The organism is Streptomyces coacervatus, from assembly GCF_029223485.1.
Taxonomy (GTDB): Bacteria; Actinomycetota; Actinomycetes; order Streptomycetales; family Streptomycetaceae; genus Streptomyces; species Streptomyces coacervatus.
The window spans coordinates 122,369-144,498 of record NZ_JARHTP010000007.1 but is presented as its reverse complement, the minus strand read 5'-3'; the positions used below and the strand labels follow the sequence as shown (position 1 = coordinate 144,498).

Below are 22,130 nucleotides of genomic sequence, written 5' to 3'. Positions count from 1 at the left end.
CCACTACTGGTCCTTGCGCGTCCTAGCTGACAACGTTGTCCAATGCGCAGGGAGGGTGCTGGCGTATGCGGCACAGAGCTCGGCACAGATGGGGTCCGGCGGTCGTGATCACGGCCGCCTTTGTCATGGCGGTGAGCTCGCAGGGGGCCGCGGTCGCCCTGCCCGACGCGCCGTCCAAGGCCGACCGGGAGTTCGCCTCCTCCTTCGAGGCGGGCGATCCGGCGCCCGACTGGCTCAACACCGTCGACAGCGCACCGGACGGCACCAAACGGGCCTCGGGCGTCGACGGCGGCTACAGCAGCGGCATCCCGGGCAACGTCAACGACCATGTCACGGACGTCCGCGCCAGCGCCGAGAACACGGGCGGCGGCGAGGTGAAGGAGAACCTCGTCGACGGCGAGGCCGGCACCAAGTGGCTGACCTTCGCGCCCACCGGCTGGGTCGAGTTCGACCTCGACAGGCCGGTCAAGATCGTGACGTACGCTCTCACCTCGGCCAACGACGAGGACGGGCGCGACCCCCAGGACTGGACGCTCCAGGGCTCCACCGACGGCAAGGACTGGAAGACCGTCGACTCCCGCTCCGGCGAGTCCTTCTCCGAGCGGTTCCAGACCAAGTCGTACGACCTCGCCGAGCCGGCCGAGTACGAGCACTTCCGGCTCGACATCACGAAGAACCACGGCGCCGACCTCCTCCAGCTCGCCGATCTGCAGCTCTCCACGGGCGGCAGCGGCGGCCCGGTCCCCCAGGACATGCTGTCGCTCGTCGACCGCGGCCCGAGCGGTTCGCCGACCGCGAAGGCGGCCGCAGGGTTCACCGGAAAGAGAGCCCTGCGTTACGCCGGACGGCACACGGCCGGCGGGCGGGCGTACTCGTACAACAAAATCTTCGACGTGAATGTGGCCGTCGGCCGCGACACCCAGCTGTCGTACCGGATCTATCCGTCGATGGCGGACGGCGACCGCGACTACGACGCCACCAACGTGTCGGTGGATCTGGCCTTCACGGACGGCACCTACCTGAGCGATCTGGGCGCGACCGACCAGCACGGGTTCACGCTGTCGCCGCAGGGACAGGGCGCCGCCAAGATCCTCTACACCAACCAGTGGAACAACGTGGTCTCGCAGATCGGGTCGGTCGCCGCGGGCAGGACCGTCGACCGGATCCTCGTCGGGTACGACTCCCCGAAGGGACCGGCGAAGTTCCGGGGCTGGCTGGACGACATCGCTCTGAAGCCGGTGGCGCCTCAGAGGCCGAAGGCGCATCTCTCCGACTACGCGCTCACCACCCGCGGCACCAACTCCAGCGGCGGCTTCTCGCGCGGCAACAACTTCCCGGCGACCGCCATGCCGCACGGCTTCAACTTCTGGACGCCGGTGACGAACGCGAACTCGCTGAGCTGGCTCTACGACTACGCACGTGCGAACAACGACGACAACCTGCCGACGATCCAGGCGTTCAGTGCCAGTCATGAGCCAAGCCCATGGATGGGTGACCGGCAGACCTTCCAGGTGATGCCGTCCGCCGCGTCCGGTGCGCCGGACACCGGGCGGGAGGCCCGGGAGCTGGCGTTCCGGCACGAGAACGAGATTGCGCGGCCGTACTACTACGGGGTGCGGTTCGAGAACGGTCTGAAGGCCGAGATGGCCCCGACGGACCATGCGGCGGAGCTCCGCTTCACCTACCCCGGCGACGACGCGAGCGTGATCTTCGACAACGTGACGGAGCAGGCGGGGCTCACGCTCGACAAGGACAACGGGATCGTCACCGGCTACTCGGATGTGAAGTCCGGACTGTCGGCGGGCGCGACCCGGCTCTTCGTCTACGGCGTCTTCGACAAGCCCGTGACGGACGGCTCGTCGAGCGGCGTCAAGGGCTATCTGCGCTTCGACGCGGGCGACGACCACACGGTCACGCTCCGCCTCGCCACCTCGCTCATCAGCATCGACCAGGCCAAGGACAACCTGCGTCAGGAGATCCCGGACGGCACCTCCTTCGACAAGGTGAAGCACGACGCCCAGCGCACCTGGGACAGGCTGCTCGGCAAGGTCGAGGTGGAGGGCGCGACGCCGGACCAGCTGACCACGCTGTACTCCAGCATGTACCGGCTGTACCTGTACCCCAACTCCGGCTTCGAGAAGGTGGGTTCGACGTACCAGTACGCGTCCCCGTTCTCGCCGATGCCCGGGCCGGACACCCCGACCCACACCGGTGCGAAGATCGTGGACGGCAAGGTGTACGTCAACAACGGCTTCTGGGACACCTATCGGACCACCTGGCCGGCGTACTCGCTGCTGACGCCCAGTCAGGCGGGCGAAATGGTCGACGGGTTCGTGCAGCAGTACAAGGACGGCGGCTGGACCTCGCGCTGGTCCTCCCCGGGCTATGCCGATCTGATGACCGGCACCTCGTCGGACGTGGCCTTCGCGGACGCGTACGTCAAGGGCGTGAACTTCGACGCGAAGGCGGCGTACGACGCGGCCGTGAAGAACGCGACGGTCGTGCCGCCGATGTCGGGCGTGGGCCGCAAGGGCATGGCCACCTCGCCGTTCCTCGGCTACACCACCACGTCCACGAACGAGGGCTTCTCGTGGGCGATGGACGGTTACAACAACGACTACGGCATCGCACAGATGGGCCGGGCCCTCTACCGGAAGACGGGCGAGAAGAGGTACCAGGAGGAGTCCGAGTACTTCCTCAACCGCGCCCAGGACTACGTCCGGCTCTTCGACAAGCAGGCCGGCTTCTTCCAGGGCCGGGACGACAAGGGCGACTGGCGCCTTGACGCCTCGAAGTACGACCCGCGGGTGTGGGGCTACGACTACACGGAGAGCAACGGCTGGGGCTACGCCTTCACGGTCCCGCAGGACACCAGGGGCCTCGCCAACGAGTACGGCGGACGGGACGCCCTGGCGACCAAGCTCGACCGGTTCTTCTCGACCCCGGAGACGGCCGAGCCGCAGTTCGTGGGCTCGTACGGCGGGATCATCCACGAGATGATCGAGGCCCGCGACACCCGTATGGGCATGCTCGGGCAGTCCAACCAGCCCGCGCACCACATCCCTTACCTCTATGACGCGGCCGGGCAGCCCTGGAAGACACAGGCTGCGGTCCGCGAGATCCTCTCCCGGCTCTATGTGGGCAGCGAGATCGGGCAGGGCTACCACGGTGATGAGGACAACGGCGAGCAGTCGGGTTGGTACCTGTTCTCGGCGCTCGGCTTCTACCCGCTGGTGATGGGCAGCGGCGAATACACGATCGGCTCCCCGCTGTTCAAGAAGGCGACGGTGCATCTGGAGAACGGCCAGGACCTGGTCGTGAAGGCGCCGAAGAACAGCGCGACGAACGTGTACGTACAGGGCCTGAAGGTGAACGGCCGTACCTGGACGTCGACTTCACTCCCCCACTCGCTGCTGGCCAAGGGCGGGGTCCTGGAGTTCGACATGGGCCCGAAGCCCTCGTCGTGGGGCTCGGGGAAGGACGACGCCCCGGTCTCCATCACCCAGGACGACAAGGTGCCGACGCCCCGTGCGGACGTGCTGAAGGGTGACGGTGCGCTGTTCGACAACACCTCGGCGACGGACGCGACCGTGACGAGCGTGGACCTGCCGGTCCCCGGACCGGTCAAGGGCCTGCAATACACGCTCACTTCGTCCACCGACCACACCAGGGCGCCGACCGGCTGGACCCTCCAGGGCTCGGACGACGACGGGGCCACCTGGAAGACGCTGGACCAGCGGTCCGGGCAGTCCTTCCAGTGGGACCGGCAGACACGGGCGTTCACCGTGGGGTCCCCGGGTACGTACGGGAAGTACCGCCTGGTGCTGGACGGCGAGGCGGTCGTGTCGGAGGTCGAACTGCTGGCCTGAGCAGCCGAGTTGGGGGTCACCTGCGAGGAAGTGGCAAGGGCCTGTGAACGGTTCGGGGGCCGCGTCGAGAGTGACGCGGCCCCTGGGCCGTTCGGTCTCGTACTGGAGCTGACCGGCCAGGACTTCTCGAAGGCTCGGCTGGTCTCAGGACGTGTTGGAGGTCAGCCGGTCGCGAGGGTGAACACGTGCAGATCTGTGTTCTCCGGCAGCTTCACGCGCGCGATCGTCTTCCCCTCCGGCGCCGCGAACGGCTTGGTGGCGAAGATGTATGTCGCCACCGGGTCCTTGTCCGCGCCCGCGACATTCCGGTACGCGGTCCTGGCGATGACCTCGTTGCCGTACTGGACGGTCCCGGCGCCTCCGCCGACGGTCCAGTCGGTGAAGGAGAGGTCGATGGTGTCGGTGGTGCCGTCGGTGTAGGTGACGATGGCCTTGGTCTGCTGGTTGCCGTTGACCGCGCTGCCGATGAAGGACAACTTGCTTGCAGAGCCGGTGAGTTCGACGGTCTGGCCGTCCGCCGACACATTGTCCGGACGGGCGCTCGGCGAGTCCGGCCAGCTGAAGGTCAGCCCGTCGGCCGTGCCCTGCCCGCCCGGTGTGAGGCCGGCCGCCGCGAGGGCCTGACGGGAGTAGCTCCAGCCGCCGCCGTCGTAGTCGGCTTCGTCATGGTCGCCTGCGTCGTCGGACATGCCGGTGTTGTCGTAGGCGGCGAGGAGGGTGCCGGGGGCGGCGACGGTGAGGGCGACCGGTTGCTCGTACGAGGTGTCGCCCGAGGTCACGGTGACCTTGATGTCGTAGAAGCCCTGTTGCAGGTCCTTGGCCGCGTCGAGGACGATTTCCTGTGAGCCGTCAACAACATTGCCGCCGGGGGGAGTTGCAGTGATTCCCTCGGGCGCCTCGACCTTGAACCGCACCTCGGGCCCCGCGCCCCCGCTCATCGACAGCGCACGGATGCCGACCTTCGCGCTCCCGCCCGGCGCGATCGTCGCCGTGGTCGGGCCGACGCCGATCTGGTACGGCTGCTCGCCCTCGCGGAAGGAGGGCGGGGCGTCGGAGGGGGCGCTGCCCCACTCCTTGTCCGGCGTGCCGGAGAGCGTGTAGTCGAGCGTGCCGCCGTCCCGTACGAAGGACGCCGGGAGCCAAGGTCGGTCGCTGGTACGGCCGTTGACGTCCAGGGAGTTGATGTACGGGGCGTCGACGGCGGCTCCCTCCGCCCGGATGGAGATGTCGTTGCCGTGCGGGCGGTCGATCTCGATGCGCGAGAACAGCGGTGAGGCGAGGGTGAGTTCGGCGCGGGACGGGACCTGGGGGTACATGCCGAGCGCGGAGAAGACATACCAGGAGGACATCGCGCCGAGGTCGTCGTTGCCGGGGATGCCCGCGGGGTCGGTGGACCACAGCTGCCGCATCGCCGCACGCACCGTTTCCTGCGTCTTGTACGGGGCGCCCGCATAGTCGTACAGGTAGGGCACGTTGATCGACGGCTCGTTGTCCAGTTCGGACTTGTCGCCGCCGCTGCCGGTGAAGGACCAGCTGCCGTCGCTGTTGTGGAAGAAGGTGTCGAGGCGGGCGAGCGCCTTGTCCTGGCCGCCCATCGCCGCGAACAGGCCGGCCGGGTTGTGCTGCACCATCCAGGTGTACTGGGCGGCCGTGCCCTCGACGAAGCCGTTGCCGGTCGACGGGGTGAAGCCGGTGACCCAGCTGCCGTCGGCCTTGCGGCCCGCGATGTAGCCGCCGGTCGGGTCGGCGGCGATGTTGAAGTTGTTCTGCCACCACTGGGAGCGGCGGGCGAAGGCGGCTGCCGTCTCCTTCTCCCCTGCTGCGGTGGCGAGTTGGGAGAGGGAGAAGTCGGCGCCGGACATCTCCAGGGTTTCGGCCGCGCCGCCCCAGGCGTTGGAGACGGACGGCATGTAGTGCAGTTTCAAGTACTTGTCGAGGGAGGGTCGTTGGCCGACGGACAGCACGGGTTTCCCGGCCGACGACAGGTCCTGTTCGGTGGGTACGGTGGCCGCCTTCATCAGCGAGTCCAGCGCACCGTGCAGGTCGAAGTCCGTGCCGCCGAAGGCGCGGATGCCGGCCAGGGCGGTCGGCGAGGGGTCGCCGTTCATGACGTGGGTGCCGCTTGCGCCGTGCAGCCAGCGGTCCCAGACCCCGCCGTTCTGCCGGGCGAGTTCATACAGGGACTGCGCGATGTCGGAGCCCGTGCGTGGGTTGAGGAGGGTCAGCAGCTGTACCTGGTCCCGGTAGACGTCCCAGCCGGAGAAGGTGCCGTACTGGGCCTGATGGCCGTGCGCGACTGCGTGCACCTTGCCGTCGCTGCCGCGGTATCTGCGGTCGGCGTCGCTGATGACGTTCGGGTGGAGGAGGGCGTGGTAGAGCGCGGAGTAGAAGGTGGTGCGCTCGGCGTCGGTGCCGCCGCCGATCCGGACGGCGCCGAGGCGGTGGCGCCAGGCGCGGCGGGCGGCGTCCTGCACGGCGTCGAAGGAGCGGTACGGCGGGTTCTCGGCGGCGAGGTTGGCCTCGGCGCCCGACTGGCTCACATAGGAGATGCCGACCTTGACGTTGACGGGGTCGGCGCCGGGCTCGAACTCGACATAGCCGCCGGCGCCCTTGCCGGCGACGGGCCGCCCGCCGCCTGAGAAGCCTCCGGTGCCGCCCGACCCGTCGAGGGACCCGGGGCTGAGCGTGTCGTCCTGCCAGGTGCCGGTGGCCTTGAAGGCGCGGTCGAAGCGGGCGGTGAAGTAGAGGGTGTAGTAAGGGCGTTGGCCCTCGGGGTCGAGGTAGCCGCAGAAGTCGCCGGAAGTGACGGAGCCGGAGACGGTGCGGGTCGCCGGGTCGATGTGGACGGTCGAATCGGTGGAGCCCACCTCGGAGTTGGCGGTGCGGATGAGGAGGAAGGCGGGCTTGTCGGCCGGGAAGGTGAAGCGGCCGGAGCCCGTCCGGGCCGTCGCCGTGAGGTCGGCGGTGACTCCGGAGGCGAGACCTACCTTGTAGTGGCCGGGCTCCGCGGTCTCGTCGGCGTGGCTGAAGTCGGACGCGTACACGGCGTCCTTGGTGTCGCTCGCGGGTGACGAGGTGACCTCACCGGCGTACGGGAAGAACGGGATGTCACCGCTGCCGCCCGCGCAGCCGGTGCCGGACATATGGGTGAGGCTGAAACCGCGGATGCGGGTGGCGTCGTACTGGTAGCCGCCGGGCGCGGCCGTGCGGGTGGCGTCGCCTCTGGTGTTCTCCGGGCTCCAGGAGAGCATGCCGAACGGGGTGACGGCGCCCGGGAAGACATTGCCGCCGTTCCTGGTGCCGATGAGCGGGTCGACGTACGAGGTCGGGTCCCGGACGAGATCCGGTGGGGCGGCGGTCGCCGCGAGGGCGGGAGTGGCGCCGCCTACCGTGAGAACGGCGGCCAGCAGCAGGGACGTAGGACGGAAACGCATGACGCGGCCCCTCCTCCTTCGGACGGGTCGCGCACCACGGGTCGCACAAGCCGCAGGGACAGTAGCGTGCGACACGCGTACCACGGAAGAGTGCCTACGGGGGCCGGGGCGCGCGGGAGGGACACCCGCACGGGTGCGCCCGGGCGGTCAACTGGTTTGACAGCGTTGTCGGTTGACGCGATAGAGTCATGTACAGACCATTCGACAACGTTGTCCCGCATCGCAACGTCGCCACAAGCCAGCAGCATCACAAGCCAGCCCCACCCGGACAGGTACTCCCCCGGCCTGAGCCGGCTCGCGGACCCGGTGGACCGGCCCACCGTGCCACCGGGTCCGCCCCGAGCGGCGGTTCAGAGGGTGTTCACCGGCCGTCAGCCGACCTGGCAGGGGAGGCCGGTCGCGGCGTCACCGCCGTCGCCCGTGACGACGTATCCGAAGGTCGTGCTCTTCCCCGGATCCAGCGAGCCGTTCCAGTCGGCGTTGTGGACCATCACGTCCTGGCCGTTGTAGGTCGGGTTGCCGTTCCACAGACTGTCGACCTTCTGGCCGCCCGGCAGTGTCCAGTCGACCATCCAGCCCAGCATGGGGACGTCGCCGGTGTTGGTGACGGTCACCTCGGACTGATAGCCGCCGCTCCAGCTGTTGGTGGTCCTGCGGGTGGCCTCGCACTTGCCCGGTACGGGGTCGGTCGGGTTGCCCGGGTCATGGATGCCCGTCACCTCGCCGTTGCCGCCGTCGAAGACGACGTCGGAGCAGGAGTAGAAGGTCTCCGCGCTGTCCGAGCGCTGCCACACCATGTAGATGATGTGCCGCCCGGACTTGTTGTCGGGAAGCTTGCCGGTCCAGGAGTAGTTGGCCTCGACCGTGCCCGGGGTGCCGTTGAGGGGCGGGTGGTCGACGGTGAGGAAGGGCTTGTCCTCGATGTCGTCCCAGGTGAGAGGTTTCGTCGGGTCGAAGCCGTCCTTGGTGATGTAGACGTAGAACCAACCCGGGTGCGCCGCCCACGCGTTGTAGGAGAAGTCGACGGTCGCGCCCGAGGTGAGATGGGTGAGCGGCCAGTCGTTGCGGGGAAGGTTGAAGCCCGTGAAGTTGGGGTTGCCGCCGCTGCACAGCTCGCCGTCCGGGACGAAGCCGCGGGTGCGGCCGGCGCCGTCGGAGCGCAGCACGGAGAACCAGTTGTAGAACGGCGTTGTCCCGCTGACCTGCTGGGCCGCCTTGCAGGCGGGGTTGACCGGCTTGATCTCCCCGGTGCTGGTGAGACCGTCCTGCCAGCAGAGGAAGGTACGGCTGCCGGGTTTCATGGGGGTGCCGTGGGCCTCGGCCCTGCCGCCTGCCGTGATGACGAGGGCGAAGGCCGGGAGGGAGACGAGGATGAGGAAGAGGGCTCTGGTGGGGGGCGTGGTTGGCGGCGTGGTTGGGGGCGTTAATCGGCGCGCCGGTCGGCGCATCCTTGTCAGGATCATGACAGATACATTCCTTCAGCTACGGCCGTACGGATGCGGGTGTGCGGAGGCGAGCGGGGTGGGGGCGACCCGAGGGCGGCGGGTTCCGGTCCGTCGCCGTATGGGAGCGCTCCCACCCCGTGTGTGGGGGAAGGTAGCGCCGGTTGGGTCGGTTGTAAACGGGGGCGCAGTGGACCACGCTGTGCGGTGTTCTCCACATTGATGTCCATGGGGAAAGGGATGACCGCGCCGCAGCGTCGACAAGCCACCGAGGACACCTGGATGTTCCCGTCGGCCGACGGCTGGACCTTCGACCAGGTCAAGCACCTTGAGCTGCCGTTCGACTGGAAGCTCGTGGACGGAGTGATCGCGGCGACTGGGGAGACGAAGGTCTGGCACAACCACGTGCGGGGCGACCTGCTGGGGGCTCTGAGGAACGCGCGGACCGATCCGTACGGAGTGGTGACCGGACAGCGCGTCATGGTCGACGACCGGAACATCCCCGTTCCCGACGTGATCGTTTTCGATCCTCGGGGAATGAACTTCTTCAAGGCCGAGTACGTTCCGGTGAAGAATCTCGCCCTGGTCGTGGAGGTCGTCTCGCCCGGGTCCCGGCAGCACGACCGGGTGCGCAAGCCGACCCTCTTCGCCGCCACCGGGGTCCCGTACTACTGGCGCGTAGAACTCGGCCGGGATCGGAAGCTCGCGGTGCACGAGTACTTGCTCAACGCGGACACCCGCTCGTACATCCCCGCCCCGATGCATCCCGTGCACCACGACAAACTCGTCACCGAGGTGCCGTACCCCGTCGAGATCGATCTTGAGGCGCTCGTCGGATTCTGACCGGCCGTCTGTTCAACGGACCGGCACGGCCGCCGGCAGCAGTGCCGTCAGTTCGTCGCCGAGGATCGACACGCCCTCCTCGGTCAGCAGGGACTCCGGGTGGAACTGCAGCGAGCGCAGGCGGGGGCCGCGCAGGGCGTGGATCTCGCCGCTCTGCCGGTCGCGGCAGACCTCGATGTCCCCGAAGCGGTCGTCGGCACAGAGGGCGGCGAAGGTGTTGTAGTAGCCGACTCGGGTGCGGCGGCCGAACAGGTCGATCTCCTGCTGCAGGCCCTGGTTGGGCGGGTTCTTGCGGATGAGTTCCAGGCCCAGTTCGCGGCACAGCACCTGGTGTCCGAGGCAGACCGCCAGGAAGGGGCGATGTTCCTCGATCAGCCTGTGCACGGTACGGCTCAGTGCGGCGATCTTGGGGGCCTCGCGGTCGCGTGGGTCGCCGGGTCCGGGGCCGATGACGACGAGGTCGAAGTCGTCCGTCTCGTACGGCTCGTCGAAGCGTCGGACGGTGACGAGCAGTCCGAGGGCGCGCAGTTGGTGGCCGAGCATGGCGGTGAAGGTGTCCTCGGCGTCCACCACCAGCACGCTGTGGCCGGCCAAGTCCTCCCGGTGGTACTCGACCGCGCCCGGAGGCTCCAGCCAGAACCGGGACAGTGTGCGGTTGCGCTGGGCCAACGCCTTGCGGATCTCCGGGTGTTGGGCGATCGCGGGGGCGCCGTCGGCATGGTGTCCGGCAGGTGTGTGCGTGCCGCGCGCGGCGTCCAGCAGGGCGGCCGTCTTGGCGTGGGTCTCGGCGACCTCGGAGTCCGGGTCCGAGTGGCGGACCAGTGTTGCTCCGACGCCGATCCGCAGCCCGCCGTCGGCCGAGATGTCCGCGGTGCGGATGAGCAGGGACGAGTCGAGCTGCCGTGCACCGGAGTCGTCGCGGCCGACGACGGCGAGCACTCCGCTGTAGTAGCCGCGCCCTTCGGCCTCGTGGCGTTTGATGACCCGGCAGGCGTTCTCCAGCGGACTGCCGGTCACCGTCGGTACGAACATCGTCTCCCGAAGGATGTCGCGGACGTCTCGTGAACTCCGGCCGGTCAGCAGGTACTCGGTGTGCGTGAGACGGGTCATCTCCTTGAGGTGGGGGCCGACGACCCGGACTCCGGGCTCGCAGATCCGCGCCATCATCTTGAGTTCCTCGTCGACCACCATGTAGAGCTCGTCGGTCTCCTTGGGGTCGGCCAGAAAGCGCAGGACGTCCGGCACGGTGGGTCCGGCCGGCGGATGACGGTACGTCCCGCTGATCGGGTTCATCATCACGGTCCCGGCCTGCAGGCCGGCATGCCGTTCCGGGGTGGCGCCCACGAGCGTGCGGGTGCCCGTGTGGACGAGGAAGGTCCAGTAGGCCCCCGACTCGTGTGCGAGCAGCCGGCGGAACACGGTGAGTGCGGCGTCCGTCGGAGGGCCGTCGACGGTGGCCGTGAACGACCTCTTGATGACGAAGTTCGCGCCCTCGCCCCGGCCGATCTCCTCGTCGAGGATCGTGCGGACCACGGATTTGTACGCCTCGTCGTCCAAGTCGAAGGCCTCGTCCCGCAGTTGCAGCGGACGGTCCGGAATCCGCTCCAGGAGGGTGCGGGCATCCACCGTGCTCTGTTCGCGGACCGTCATGGCCAGTAAGGGCGCGTCGTCGTCCCGGTGGGCGAAGCCGCGCTCGGCTATCTGCCGGTAGGGGACGAGTACGACCAGCTCGTGCCCCGGCCCTGCCGGGGCCTCCGGCAGCGGAAGCTCCGCGAGGGTCGGCACCTCGGTGCAGTCGCCCACGAGGATCTCCACCCGGTCGTGCCCGGCCGAAAAGGGGCGGTGCAGCAGGGCGAACGGGGGTGCTTCGGGGGTGAACAGGGTGTCGAGGCGCGCAATATCAAATTCGCTCACTATGGCTTCCAATCGGAATTCGACGGAACGGGTGATGATCGGCTCTGCCCCTTGTTCCGACGATTCTGGCAGCATGGCCGGTCCGCCCACCACTACTCACTTGAGTAAGGAAGAGGGGGGCGAGCAGCCGTGTCAACGAATCTGGGCTGCTCACATGAGTAGCCTCAACCACCGCGCACCGGACTACAGTCGGAACTCGTCCACCGCTTCGATCCGGGGCGGAAACGTCGCTGATTCGACAGCCGACCGACGATTCCGACGACTACGACGACTACGACGACTCAATGGAGAAACCTTGATTTTGCTGCGCGGGGATTCGACAAGGTCCGTTGCCTCATGAACGTCGCCATAAGCTGGACCGGTCTCACCGAATCGCACGCCAGGCTGTCCGAGCACGAAATCACCTCGTGGCGGTCGCTGCCGGCTCTGCAACAGCCCGACTGGCCCGACGACTGGCTTCTCGCCGAAGTCACCAGGGATCTCGCAACGCTCCCCGAACTCATCGACGCGGACGAGACCGAGGCGCTGCGGCTGCTGCTCGGCGAGGTGGCCGAGGGGCGGCGCCAGGTCATCCAGGCCGGGGACTGCGCCGAGGACCCGGCGGACTGCGCGCCGGGCCCGCTGACCCGCAAGGTCGGGCTGCTCGACGCCCTGGCCGGCGTGATGCGCGTCGGTACCGGTCTGCCGGTGATCCGGGTCGGCCGTATCGCCGGCCAGTTCGGCAAGCCCCGGTCGAGCCCCACGGAGCGGGTGGCGGGCACCGAACTGCCCGTCTACCGCGGGCATCTCGTCAACGGACCGCAGGCCACGGCGGAAAGCCGCAGGCCGGACCCCCTGCGACTGCTGGCCTGCCACGAGGCGGCCGGCGTCGCGACAGCGTTTCTGCGCAAGCAGCAGGACGGCTTCGGCGCGCCGGTGTGGACGAGCCACGAGGCCCTTGTCCTCGACTACGAGGTGCCGCAGCTGCGCCGCGACACGGACGGCGGACTGGTCCTCACCTCCACGCACTGGCCCTGGATCGGGGACCGGACCCGCCGGCCGGACGGCGCGCATGTGCGCCTGCTGGCGGCGGTCAACAACCCGGTGGCCTGCAAGGTGGGGCCCGGAATGACGGAGGACGAACTGCTGCGGCTGTGCGAGGTGCTGGACCCGGCCCGGCAGCCCGGCAGGCTCACTCTGATCGCACGGATGGGGGCGGGCCGGGCGGCGGGGCACCTCCCCCGGCTCGCCGCCCGGGTGCGGTCCGCGGGCCACCCCGTCGTCTGGCTGTGCGATCCCATGCACGGCAATACGGTGCGGGCCACGAACGGCCGTAAAACACGCCTCGTGTCGTCCGTCACACAGGAGGTCCGGGAATTCCGGGAAGTGCTCGGTGATCTGGGTCTGCATCCGGGTGGTCTTCACCTGGAAGCCACTTCGGATTACGTCGCCGAATGCCTGCCGGACGCATCGCAACTCGATTACTGCGACGGGCCGTACACCACTCTGTGCGACCCCCGCTTGAACATGCGGCAGGCGCTGGCCGTCACCGAATCATGGAATCGAGACGATCAAGAGGAACGAGAGGAATCCGTCGCGTGCCTGTGATGCAGACCCATGTCGCCGCCGACCGGCTGCGGGAAATCGTGGCCGAGGTTCTCGAGATCGATATGGCGGAAATCCAGGTCGATTCGCTTTTCTACGACGATCTGGCAGCCGACTCCTTGGAGAAGGTGGAGATCGCCGTGCGGATCGAGCGGGAGTTCGGCGTGAGTGTCGAGGCCGAGGACGGTGCGGCCCTGAGCAGTGTCTCGGCCGCGCTGACTCTTCTGCGTGCCAAGGGTGTGGTGGGCTGATGGCACCCGTGGTCACCGGCGTCGGCGCCGTCTCCCCGGCGGGCATCGGGAGCGCCCCGCTGTGGGAGGCGGTGTCCGGCGGCCGTGTGGCGACCGGTCCGGTGACGCGGTTCGACACGTCCCGTTACCCGGCGCGGAACGCCGGTGAAGTCCCCTCGTCCTGCCTGCCGGAGCTCGACCGTCTGGTCCCGCGGCACCCTTCGCGCGCGGCCCGCCATCTCGCCGCCGCGACGGCCGAGGCGGTCCAGGACGCGGCGCTCGTGCCCGGTCGGGTATCCGGCCGTACCGGGGTCTTCGTCGGCACCGTCATGGGCACGCGCCCGCTGCTCGAACGCGGGCTGGACGACACGGGGTTGACACCCCTCGGTACCGAATGGACCGAGCCGGAGCGCCTGTTGGACCTGGTGCCCGCGGTCGTGAGCGTCGACGGTCCCATGGTGCTGCTCGCCTCGGGCTGCTCGGTGGGCGGGGACGCCGTCGCCCGCGGTGCCGCCGCGATCGCGGCCGGCGAGGTCGACGTGGCGGTCTGCGGCGGGGCGGAGGAGTTGTCGCAGGAGGTCTTCGCCATGTTCACCGCCCTGCGGGCGCTCGCCCCGGACGTGGCGCGCCCCTTCGACGCCGACCGGCGCGGCATGCTGCCGTCCGAAGGGGCCGGTGTGGTGGTCCTGGAGAGCGCGGAGCACTGCGCCGCCCGGGGCGGCCGGGCCCGCGCCGTGCTGCTCGGGCACGCGTCCGCCGCGGACGCCTTCCATCTGACGCAGCCCCGGCCGACCGGTGACGCCCTCATCGAGGCGCTGACCACCTGTCTGAAGGACGCCGGACGCACCGCCGACCAGGTGGACTGGGTGTGTGCCCACGGCACGGGTACCCCGGCGAGCGACGGCGTCGAGGCACGGGCGATCGCCACGGCCCTGGGCACCCCCGGCCGCCGCCCCGTCGTGTCGTCCCTCAAAGGATCCCTCGGCCACACCCAGGGCGCCGCCGCAGCACTGGAGACGGTCGTGGCCGTAAAGGCCTTGGCCGCCGGAAGGATCCCGGGCAACGCCACACTGCGACGGCCGGACCCCGCGTGCGCGGACATCGACCTCGTCGGGCCACTGGGCCGCACGACCCCCGTCGACACCGTGGCGAGCGTGGCCTTCGGCCTGGGTGGCGGAGTGTCCGCGCTGCTATTGAGCCGGACGGAGGTGGACGCCCTGAAGGGGCGCGGGGAACTGCGCGACAAGCCCCCACCGGCCCGCGGACGAACGACGACCAATCACGCCCCCGCCGTGCGGATCACCGGACTGGGCGTCCACCTGATCCCCGCACACCCCGACCCGAAGGGTCCCCGCCCCGACGACGAGACGCAGCACGCCCTGGCCGCCGTCACCGACGCACTGCGCGGCAAAGACGTGCCGTCAGGCTCACAAACCGGCACGGTCTGGGCCGGCTCCACCGCAGGCCAACAGGAATTCGCGCAGACCTGCGCCGACATCCCCGCGCTGGGCCCCACCCGCGTCTCACCGCGCCGCGCAGCACGCTCCGCGTTCACCGGACCGGTCACGGCGGTCTCCGTGCGGTTCGGCTTCGAGGGGCCGTACCTGAACCTCACGGGTGCACGGGACGCGGGCGCGCACGCCGTGGCCGAAGCCGTGCGGATGCTCCAACAAGACCAGTGCGCACGGGTGTTGGTGGGTGGTTCGGCCTTGCGTTCCGGCGGGGCCGACCAGTCGGGGGGCGCGGCCTGCGTCGTACTGGAGCGGGACCAGGGTGGCGACGCGGGCACCGCTGTACGGCTGCTGCACCGGGCCCGCGTCGGCGACGACCCGGCCCCGTTCATCGGCGACTGCCTGGACCGCATGACCGGTCCGCCCCGCCGGGTGGTCCTCGCCGCGGGCCCCGGCGCCCCCGCCCTCGCGGCGCTGGTGTCCCGGCTGTGCGGCGCTCCCTGTCTGGACGTGGAGTCGCGCTGGGGGGACCTCGGCGCGGCGGGCGGATTCGCGGCGCTGGCGGCCGCGGCCGCCATGACGGCCCGTCGTGGCGGGGCGGCGAATCCTCGTGTCCTCGTGCTGGCCGTCGGGGCCGGCAATGCCGTCGCCATCGAAGTCATCTCGCAGAAGTCATCTGGCAAAGGGGAAGTCGGTAATGGATCTGATCGAACGGCTGCTGGGCACGCACCTCGCGGCCGGTGAAGGAGAACGGGTCTGCTACGTGGACCCCGACGTCGGCGAGGTCACCTACACGGCTCTGCACGACGCGGCGCGCGGCTACGCCGGTGCGCTCCGGGAACTGGGCGTGGCGCCCGGCACCCGTGCTCTGGTGGTCGCCGACGACTCGGTGGCGACGGTGGCCGTGATCCTCGGGCTGTGGTGGAGCGGCTGTGTGCCGGTACCGGTGAGCCCTGTCCTGTCGGACGCCGAGATCCGCTTCATGGCGGCGGACTGCGAGGCCGGCTTCGCGCACCTCGACGCCCCTACGGCCAAACAGCAGGCGCTGGAGAAGGAGTTCCCCTCCCTCACCCGCACCACGGGGGACGAGGTCAGGGCCGTGTTCACGGCCGGTGACCGGACGGGCGTGCACCGGCCGGAGGCGGCGCTCGCGCCGGCCCAGTGGCCGACGGACCGTGCGGCGCTGGTGCAGTACACCTCGGGCAGCACGGGCTCGCCGAAGGGTGTTCTGCACTCCGCGACGGGCATCGAGGCGGTCCTCTCCGGAATCGGCAGCCTGCTGAACATCCGGAGGGACGACACCGTCCTGTCCACCGCGAAGCTGTCCTTCGGCTACGGCTTCGGCAACTCGGTGCTGCTCCCGCTGGCGGCCGGCGCCCGGACCGTGCTGCTGCGCGGCAGCGTGGACGCCCATGTCGTCGCCAGTGCCCTACGGCGGCACCGCCCGACGGTGTTCTTCTCGGTGCCCCGGATGTACGCGGCGCTGCTGGCCCTCGCCGCGAGCCACGGAACCCAGGGGTTCGCCTCCGTACGGCTCGCCGTCACCGCGGGCGAGCACTGCCCCGAGCACCTGCACGAGCGCATCACGAGCACCTTCGGGGTGCCGCTGGTCAACGGGCTGGGCGCCACCGAGGCCCTGCACATCGTCGTGGCGACCCCGCCGGACGCGATCGTGCCCGGCGCCACCGGCCGCGCGGTCCCGGGCACCGAGGTGACGGTCCGGGACGACAACGGGGTCACGGTGCCCGACGGGACCGAGGGCCGGCTGCACATCGCGGGCTTCTCGGTCGCCCTCGGCTACCTCAACCGGCCCGAGGCGACGCGTCGGACCTTCGCCGAGGGCGGCGCCTTCACCAGTGACATCGTCCGGCGTACGGAGCAGGGCGACATCTGGCACCTGTGCCGCGCCGACGACGTGCTGAACCTGGGCGGATACAAGGTCGCGCCGGCGGAGATCGAAGCTGTGGTCCGGGAGACCGAGCAGGTCGCCGAGTGCGCCGTGGTCGCCGCCACCGACGAGAACGGCCTCGAACAGGCCGTCGTCTACGCCGTACCGGTGGCCGGGGCCGACCACGCCGTCGTACGCAAAGCCGTCCTGACGTCGATACGCCGGCAACTCGCCCTGTTCAAACGGCCCTCCCGCATCGAGGTGATCGACGCGCTGCCCGTCACCTCCACCGGCAAGCTGGCCCGGCACCAGCTGCGTGCATCGGCGGGCCGCCGATGAGCTGGGACATCACGGGCATCGGAGCCGTCGCCGCGATCGGCCAGAACCCGTACGACATCTTCGACTCGCTCTGCGCGGGCCGCAGCGGCCTTGCCGAGCTGCGCGCCTTCGACGTCGACAACTACCGCGCCCGGCACGCCTACGAGATCGACGACCGCGACGGCCCCGGGCAGGACCGGCCGCTGCGCGCGACCGGGTGGCTTCAGACGGCGGTGGCGCAGGCCCTGGCCGACGCCGGACTCGACGAGCAGGCGGACGCGGTCCCCGTGCTGGTCGGCACGACCCTGCGCGAGCAGCGCTCGGCCGAGCTGTGGTGGCGGCAGAAGACCCAACTCGCCCCGTCCGACCTGCACTTCGGGACCGCGCTGCGCGAACGGTTCGGGACGGCACGGACGTACACCTTCGCCAACGCGTGCGCGGCGACGCTGTATGCGCTCGGCATGGCCACCGACATGATCGAACTGGGTCTGGCCGACACGGTCGTGGTGGCGGGCGCCGACTCGATCACCGAGAGCGCCTACGGGGTGCTGGACCGGGTGCAGAACGAATCGCCCCTGGCGCTGCGCCCGTTCGACCGGGCACGCAACGGCATGCTCATGGGCGAGGGAGCCGTCGCCGTGGTCGTACAGCGGTCGGGGGCCCGGCCCGGCGGGACGCACGCCGTGCTGCGCGGGGTCAGCATGAACTGCGACGCGAGCCATCCCACCGCGCCCGACCCCGTCACCATCGCCGCGGCCGTCGAGGACGCCTACCGGCGGGCGCATGTACGGGCCGACGACATCGACCTGGTGATGCTGCACGGCAGCGGCACCCAGCTCAACGACGCCGCCGAAGCGACCGCGCTGTCCCGGGTGTTCGCCGGCACGGGCGCCGATCCGCTGCTGACGGCCATCAAGTCGATGACCGGTCACACCCTGGGCGGCAGCGGTCTGCTGAGTCTCGTCATGGCCGCCCTCGCGCTGCACCGCGGTGTCGTACCGCCGGTCCTCGGGCTGGAGAACCCGATCGAGGAGGCGTCCGGGCTGCGGCTGGTGCGCGGCGGGGCGGCCACCGCCGAACTGTCCACCGCGCAGGTCAACGCCTTCGGCTTCGGCGGGATCAACGCGGTGGCCGTACTGGAGAAGGGAGCGTCATGACGCCCGAGACCGCCGTGATCACGGGTGTGGGGCTCGCCGTCCCGGGCCTCGACGGGGCGCCGGATCTGCTCGAACCGCCTTCGGGTGGTGGCGGGTTCGACCCCGCCACCGGGCTGAAGGGCCGGGAGATGCGGCACAAGGACCGTGCCTCACGGCTCGCGCTGCGGGCCGCCGAACCCGCGCTGCGGGACGCCGGTCTGCTCTCGGACGACGGGGCGTACGCAGGATCCGCGTCGGCCACCGCCGTCGTGGTCAGCACCAACTACGGAAACCTCGACAGCGTCTGCGACTTCGCCGACATCATCGCCGAACAGACCGTCACCGGGCTGAGCCCGCTGGGGCTTCCGCACACCTCCAGCAATGTGATCGCCGGCTGGATCGCCATCCGCTACGGCATGCGCGGACCGAACGTCACCGTGTGCAACGGCCCGACGAGCGGCACCGACGCCCTGTACTGGGCGCGGAACCTGATCGCGGTCCGGCGGGCCGAGGTGGCCGTCGTGATCGGTGTGGAACCGGACACCGAACCGGTCGCCCGCCTGCTTTCGGAGGCCTCGGAGCGGACGGTGCTGGACGGCGCGGCGGCCCTGGTCGTCGAGTCGGCCACGCATGCCCGGGCCCGGTCGGCCCGGCCGCTCGCGGCACTGGCCGAGGTGGCCCGGGCCTCGGATCTGCGGACCGCCGTCGCCGAGGTCCGAAAGGCGGACGCACCGCCCGTCGGGCTGTGGCTCACCGCCGAGGAGACCCCGTCGGACGCGGCCCCGGACACCGGCGCCGTGCCGTCGCTGGATCTCACGGCCCGGCTCGGCCACTGCTCGGGAGCGCTGGGCGTGCTGCAGTGCGCGGCGGGCGTCGCCCACCTCGGCCGGGGCGGCTCCGGCTCGGTCCTGACCACCAGCGGCGGTGCCCCGGCGGACGACGCCGCGGCGGCGCTGCTGCTCACCGGCATCGGTGCGGCGCCATGACCGCGGGACGCGACGACGGGCGGCGGGTCGTGGTGACCGGCATGGGCTCGATCTCCTGTCTGGGTACGGGAGTTGACGCCTTCTGGGCGGGTCTGCTGGCCGGCGGCGGCACCCCCGCGCCGATCCCGGACCCGGACGCCCGGATGGCCAACCGGCTGATGTATCTGGTGCCGCAGGACGAGGTACCCGCGGAGCCTTCCAGGCTGGCCGGCTCGACCCTGGCGGCCGGTCCCCGGATGGCGGTGGCCGCCGCCCGGGAGGCCGTCGCCGACGCCGGGCTCGACACCCGTACACGGGCCCGCCTTGCGGTCGTCCTGGGCGTCGAGATGGGTAACGCGGGGTGGCACGAGAGCCGCCGGGCCGGTGTCGCATCCGCCGCCGAGGGCGCCACCTGGTCCCCGATGACGCTCACCGCGGCCGCGGTCGGCGCGGCGCTCGGGGCCGGCGGCGGCAATGTCAGCGTCGGCAACGCCTGCGCGGCCAGTGGTTACGCCGTCGCGGTCGCCGCCGACATGATCCGCGGCGGCGAGGCCGACGTCGTCCTCACCGGCGGCGCGGAGGGCGTCACCCGGGTCGGCATGGGTGTCTTCAACCGGCTGGGGGCGCTGGATCCCGAGCGGTGCCGCCCGTTCGATCTGCACCGGCAGGGCACGCTGTTCGGGGACGGCGCCGCCATGCTCGTACTCGAATCGGCGGAGCACGCCGCGCGCCGGGGAGCCACCGCGTACGCCGAGCTGGCGGGCGCCGCGTGGAGCTGCGACGCACACCATCCGACGGCGCCCGACCCCAGCGGTGGCCAGGCCCTGCGGAGCATCCGTCAGGCGCTCGACGAGGCCGGTCTGAGCCGCGAGGACATCGGCGCGGTCGTCCCGCACGGCACGGGCACCCCGCTCAACGACGCCGTGGAGGCGCGCGTGCTGCGCGAGGTGTTCGAGGACCGCTGTGACGGGCTGCCGCTGTTCAGCCTCAAGGGCCTGATCGGGCACACCGCGGGGGTCGCCGGCGCCTTCGGCGCTCTGACGGCCGCGCTGCTGGTGCACCACCGGCGGGTTCCCGCGAACGCGCCCCTGGACGAGCAGGACCCCGAGTGCCCGGTGCGGCTGCCGCAGCAGGAGCCCGTGCCCCTGTCGGAGCAGGCCGTACTCGTCAACGCCTACGCGTTCGGCGGGAACAACGTCTCGCTCGTACTGACCGGTCCGGAAGGAGCCCCATGATCAGCCTCGACGTACTCGGACTCGGTGTCGTCCTGCCCGGCGCCGACAAGCCGGCCGACGCCCGGACGGTGACGGCCGCGCCCGCACCCGGCTGGTTCGACGTGGTGACCGCGCTGACCGGACGCGGCTACCGGCGGCTGCCGACGGCCTGCCAGTACCTGCTGGCCGCCACCCGAAGCGCCCTCGACGACGCGGGGGACGCTCCGGACGCGGTTCCCGCCGAGCGGCGCGGGGTCGTCGTCGGCACCAACAACGCCGGTATGGCGCTGATGGAGGAGCAGGACCGCAGCATCCTGGAGGAGGGCGCGGACGCGATCACTCCGATCACCGCGCCGTACTTCGCGATGAGCCTGTTCGCGTCCCGGCTCGCCGTGGAACACACCGTCCACGGCTTCACCCTCACCACCAACTCGCCCCGCACCGCGGGCTTCGACGCACTCCAGGCGGGCGCTCGCGCGCTGGCCCGGGGCAGGGCGGACGTCCTGGTCGTGGGCGCGACCGAGGACGAGCTGCCGAGACCCGAGCCGGGCGCCGACGGCAGCGACATCGGCGCGGTCGCCCTGGTCTGCGCGCCGAGCGCCGAAGGGATCAACAACCCCTCTGCGTACGGCAGTTGCCGTATCCGGAACGCCTTCCTGGCACCCGGCGCCGCCCCCGCCGACGCGCTCGACGATGCCTGGGCGGCGCTGACCGCCGACGGTCCGCTCCCCCGCCATGTGGACGCGGTCCTCGACGACTCGGCCACGGGCCGGGCCGTGGCGGACTGGCTGGCCGGCAAGGCAGGGACGGTCTCGATCACCCCGGCCGGTGCCGGCTGCCTCTCGCCGATGCGGCACCTGGTCGCCCGGCTCGCCACCGGTGACGACGGTCCGGAACACGTCGTCGTCACCGCCGCGGCCGAGGGCAATGTGGCCTTCGCCCGCCTCACCACCCTTCCCCACAACCACCCTCAGCAGCACGGGAGTTGGCAATGATCACGGAGATCCAGGGATCCTGGTCCCTCATCCTCGGTGTGTCCAGCGGTTTCGGCCGGGCCACCGCCCGCGCCCTCGCGGAGCGCGGCGGAAACGTCATCGGGGTCCACTTCGACACCTCCGACGGGGCCGAGGCCGCGGCGAAGTTCGCCGACGAGCTGCGCGACCTCGGCGCGTCCGTCCACTTCTTCAACCTCAACGCGGCCAGCGCCTCGACCCGTTCCGAGGTGGTCTCCAGGGCCGCCGAACTCGCCGGCATGCAAGGAGTGCGCATCGTCCTGCACTCCCTCGCGTTCGGCTCACTGCTGCCCTTCGTCCCCGACGAACAGGACCAGGGGACCATCTCGCCGCGGCAGATGGCGATGACCGTCGACGTGATGGCCCACAGCCTCGTGTACTGGACCCAGGACCTGATCGCGGCCGGGCTCCTGACCCGCGGGGCGAAGATCTACGGCATGACCAGCGCGGGCAGCACGCAGGTCCTGAACAGCTACGGCGCGGTCTCGGCGGCCAAGGCGGCCCTGGAGGCGCATCTGCGCCAGCTGGCCGTCGAACTGGCCCCGCGCGGCGTCGCCGTGAACGCGCTGCGCGCGGGCACCACCCTGACGCCGGCCCTGGAGAAGATCCCGGGCAGTGCCGCCTACGCCGACCAGTGCCGCGCCCGCAACCCGCACCGCCGGCTGACCGAGCCGGAGGACGTCGCCGAGGCGATCGTCCTGCTGTCGATGAGCACATCGTCCTGGCTCACCGGCAATGTCATCGGCGTCGACGGCGGCGAACTCCTCACCGCCTGACCGACCCTCCGTCTGACCAACCCTCCCTGTTCTGAGAACACTTCCCGAAAGGA

14 protein-coding genes are annotated in these 22,130 nt (G+C 70.6%); 11 read left to right on the top strand and 3 right to left on the bottom strand.

Translation table 11 applies throughout. The annotated features are described in order from the left end of the window. Positions 1-65 precede the first annotated feature (65 nt). On the top strand, positions 66-3,869 hold the full coding sequence (locus P2Q00_RS18825; protein ID WP_275773739.1) for a GH92 family glycosyl hydrolase: 3,804 nt from the start codon (positions 66-68) through the stop codon (positions 3,867-3,869). A 161-nt stretch (positions 3,870-4,030) separates the two neighbouring features. Here P2Q00_RS18825 and P2Q00_RS18820 read toward each other — a convergent pair whose 3' ends face one another. Then, on the bottom strand, positions 4,031-7,303 hold the full coding sequence (locus tag P2Q00_RS18820) for a GH92 family glycosyl hydrolase (protein ID WP_275773738.1): 3,273 nt from the start codon (positions 7,301-7,303) through the stop codon (positions 4,031-4,033). A 371-nt stretch (positions 7,304-7,674) separates the two neighbouring features. Further along, positions 7,675-8,751, bottom strand: a complete 1,077-nt coding sequence (locus P2Q00_RS18815; protein WP_275774020.1) for a lytic polysaccharide monooxygenase auxiliary activity family 9 protein — start codon at positions 8,749-8,751, stop codon at positions 7,675-7,677. A 234-nt stretch (positions 8,752-8,985) separates the two neighbouring features. Here P2Q00_RS18815 and P2Q00_RS18810 point away from each other — a divergent pair, with 234 nt between their 5' ends. Then, positions 8,986-9,588 carry a Uma2 family endonuclease gene (locus P2Q00_RS18810; protein ID WP_275773737.1) on the top strand — a complete coding sequence of 201 codons (603 nt, stop codon included), beginning with the start codon at positions 8,986-8,988 and terminating at the stop codon, positions 9,586-9,588. A gap of 12 nt (positions 9,589-9,600) precedes the next feature. Here the strand turns inward: P2Q00_RS18810 and P2Q00_RS18805 are convergent, their stop codons facing one another. Further along, positions 9,601-11,502 (bottom strand): anthranilate synthase family protein, encoded by a 1,902-nt coding sequence (locus tag P2Q00_RS18805; RefSeq protein ID WP_275773736.1) that lies wholly within the window; start codon positions 11,500-11,502, stop codon positions 9,601-9,603. Between the two features lie 336 nt (positions 11,503-11,838). Between P2Q00_RS18805 and P2Q00_RS18800 the strand changes: the two genes are divergently transcribed. From P2Q00_RS18800 to P2Q00_RS18760, 9 genes are read left to right on the top strand one after another with little or no spacing between them, the layout of a single operon-like run. Then, positions 11,839-13,089: a 3-deoxy-7-phosphoheptulonate synthase gene (locus P2Q00_RS18800; RefSeq protein ID WP_275773735.1), complete on the top strand. Its 1,251-nt coding sequence runs from the start codon at positions 11,839-11,841 to the stop codon at positions 13,087-13,089. Then, positions 13,089-13,337 (top strand): acyl carrier protein, encoded by a 249-nt coding sequence (locus P2Q00_RS18795; protein WP_275774019.1) that lies wholly within the window; start codon positions 13,089-13,091, stop codon positions 13,335-13,337. The genes P2Q00_RS18800 and P2Q00_RS18795 overlap by 1 nt, the downstream gene beginning before the upstream one ends. Further along, the gene (locus tag P2Q00_RS18790) at positions 13,337-15,511 is read left to right on the top strand and encodes a beta-ketoacyl-[acyl-carrier-protein] synthase family protein (protein WP_275773734.1); all 2,175 of its coding nucleotides are present in this window, start codon (positions 13,337-13,339) and stop codon (positions 15,509-15,511) included. Before P2Q00_RS18795 ends, P2Q00_RS18790 begins: the two co-directional genes overlap by 1 nt. Continuing rightward, entirely contained in the window at positions 15,465-16,994 is a 1,530-nt protein-coding gene (locus P2Q00_RS18785; RefSeq protein ID WP_275773733.1) for an AMP-binding protein, read from the top strand. Before P2Q00_RS18790 ends, P2Q00_RS18785 begins: the two co-directional genes overlap by 47 nt. Further along, a complete protein-coding gene (locus P2Q00_RS18780) occupies positions 16,991-18,130 on the top strand; it encodes a beta-ketoacyl-[acyl-carrier-protein] synthase family protein (protein ID WP_275773732.1) in 1,140 nt (379 codons plus the stop codon). Before P2Q00_RS18785 ends, P2Q00_RS18780 begins: the two co-directional genes overlap by 4 nt. Next, entirely contained in the window at positions 18,127-19,095 is a 969-nt protein-coding gene (locus P2Q00_RS18775) for a beta-ketoacyl synthase N-terminal-like domain-containing protein (RefSeq protein WP_275773731.1), read from the top strand. Before P2Q00_RS18780 ends, P2Q00_RS18775 begins: the two co-directional genes overlap by 4 nt. Then, positions 19,092-20,309: a beta-ketoacyl-[acyl-carrier-protein] synthase family protein gene (locus P2Q00_RS18770; protein WP_275773730.1), complete on the top strand. Its 1,218-nt coding sequence runs from the start codon at positions 19,092-19,094 to the stop codon at positions 20,307-20,309. Before P2Q00_RS18775 ends, P2Q00_RS18770 begins: the two co-directional genes overlap by 4 nt. Continuing rightward, entirely contained in the window at positions 20,306-21,283 is a 978-nt protein-coding gene (locus tag P2Q00_RS18765) for a beta-ketoacyl synthase N-terminal-like domain-containing protein (protein ID WP_275773729.1), read from the top strand. Before P2Q00_RS18770 ends, P2Q00_RS18765 begins: the two co-directional genes overlap by 4 nt. Next, a complete protein-coding gene (locus P2Q00_RS18760) occupies positions 21,280-22,077 on the top strand; it encodes an SDR family oxidoreductase (RefSeq protein ID WP_275773728.1) in 798 nt (265 codons plus the stop codon). Before P2Q00_RS18765 ends, P2Q00_RS18760 begins: the two co-directional genes overlap by 4 nt. The last annotated feature ends 53 nt before the right edge of the window (positions 22,078-22,130 follow it).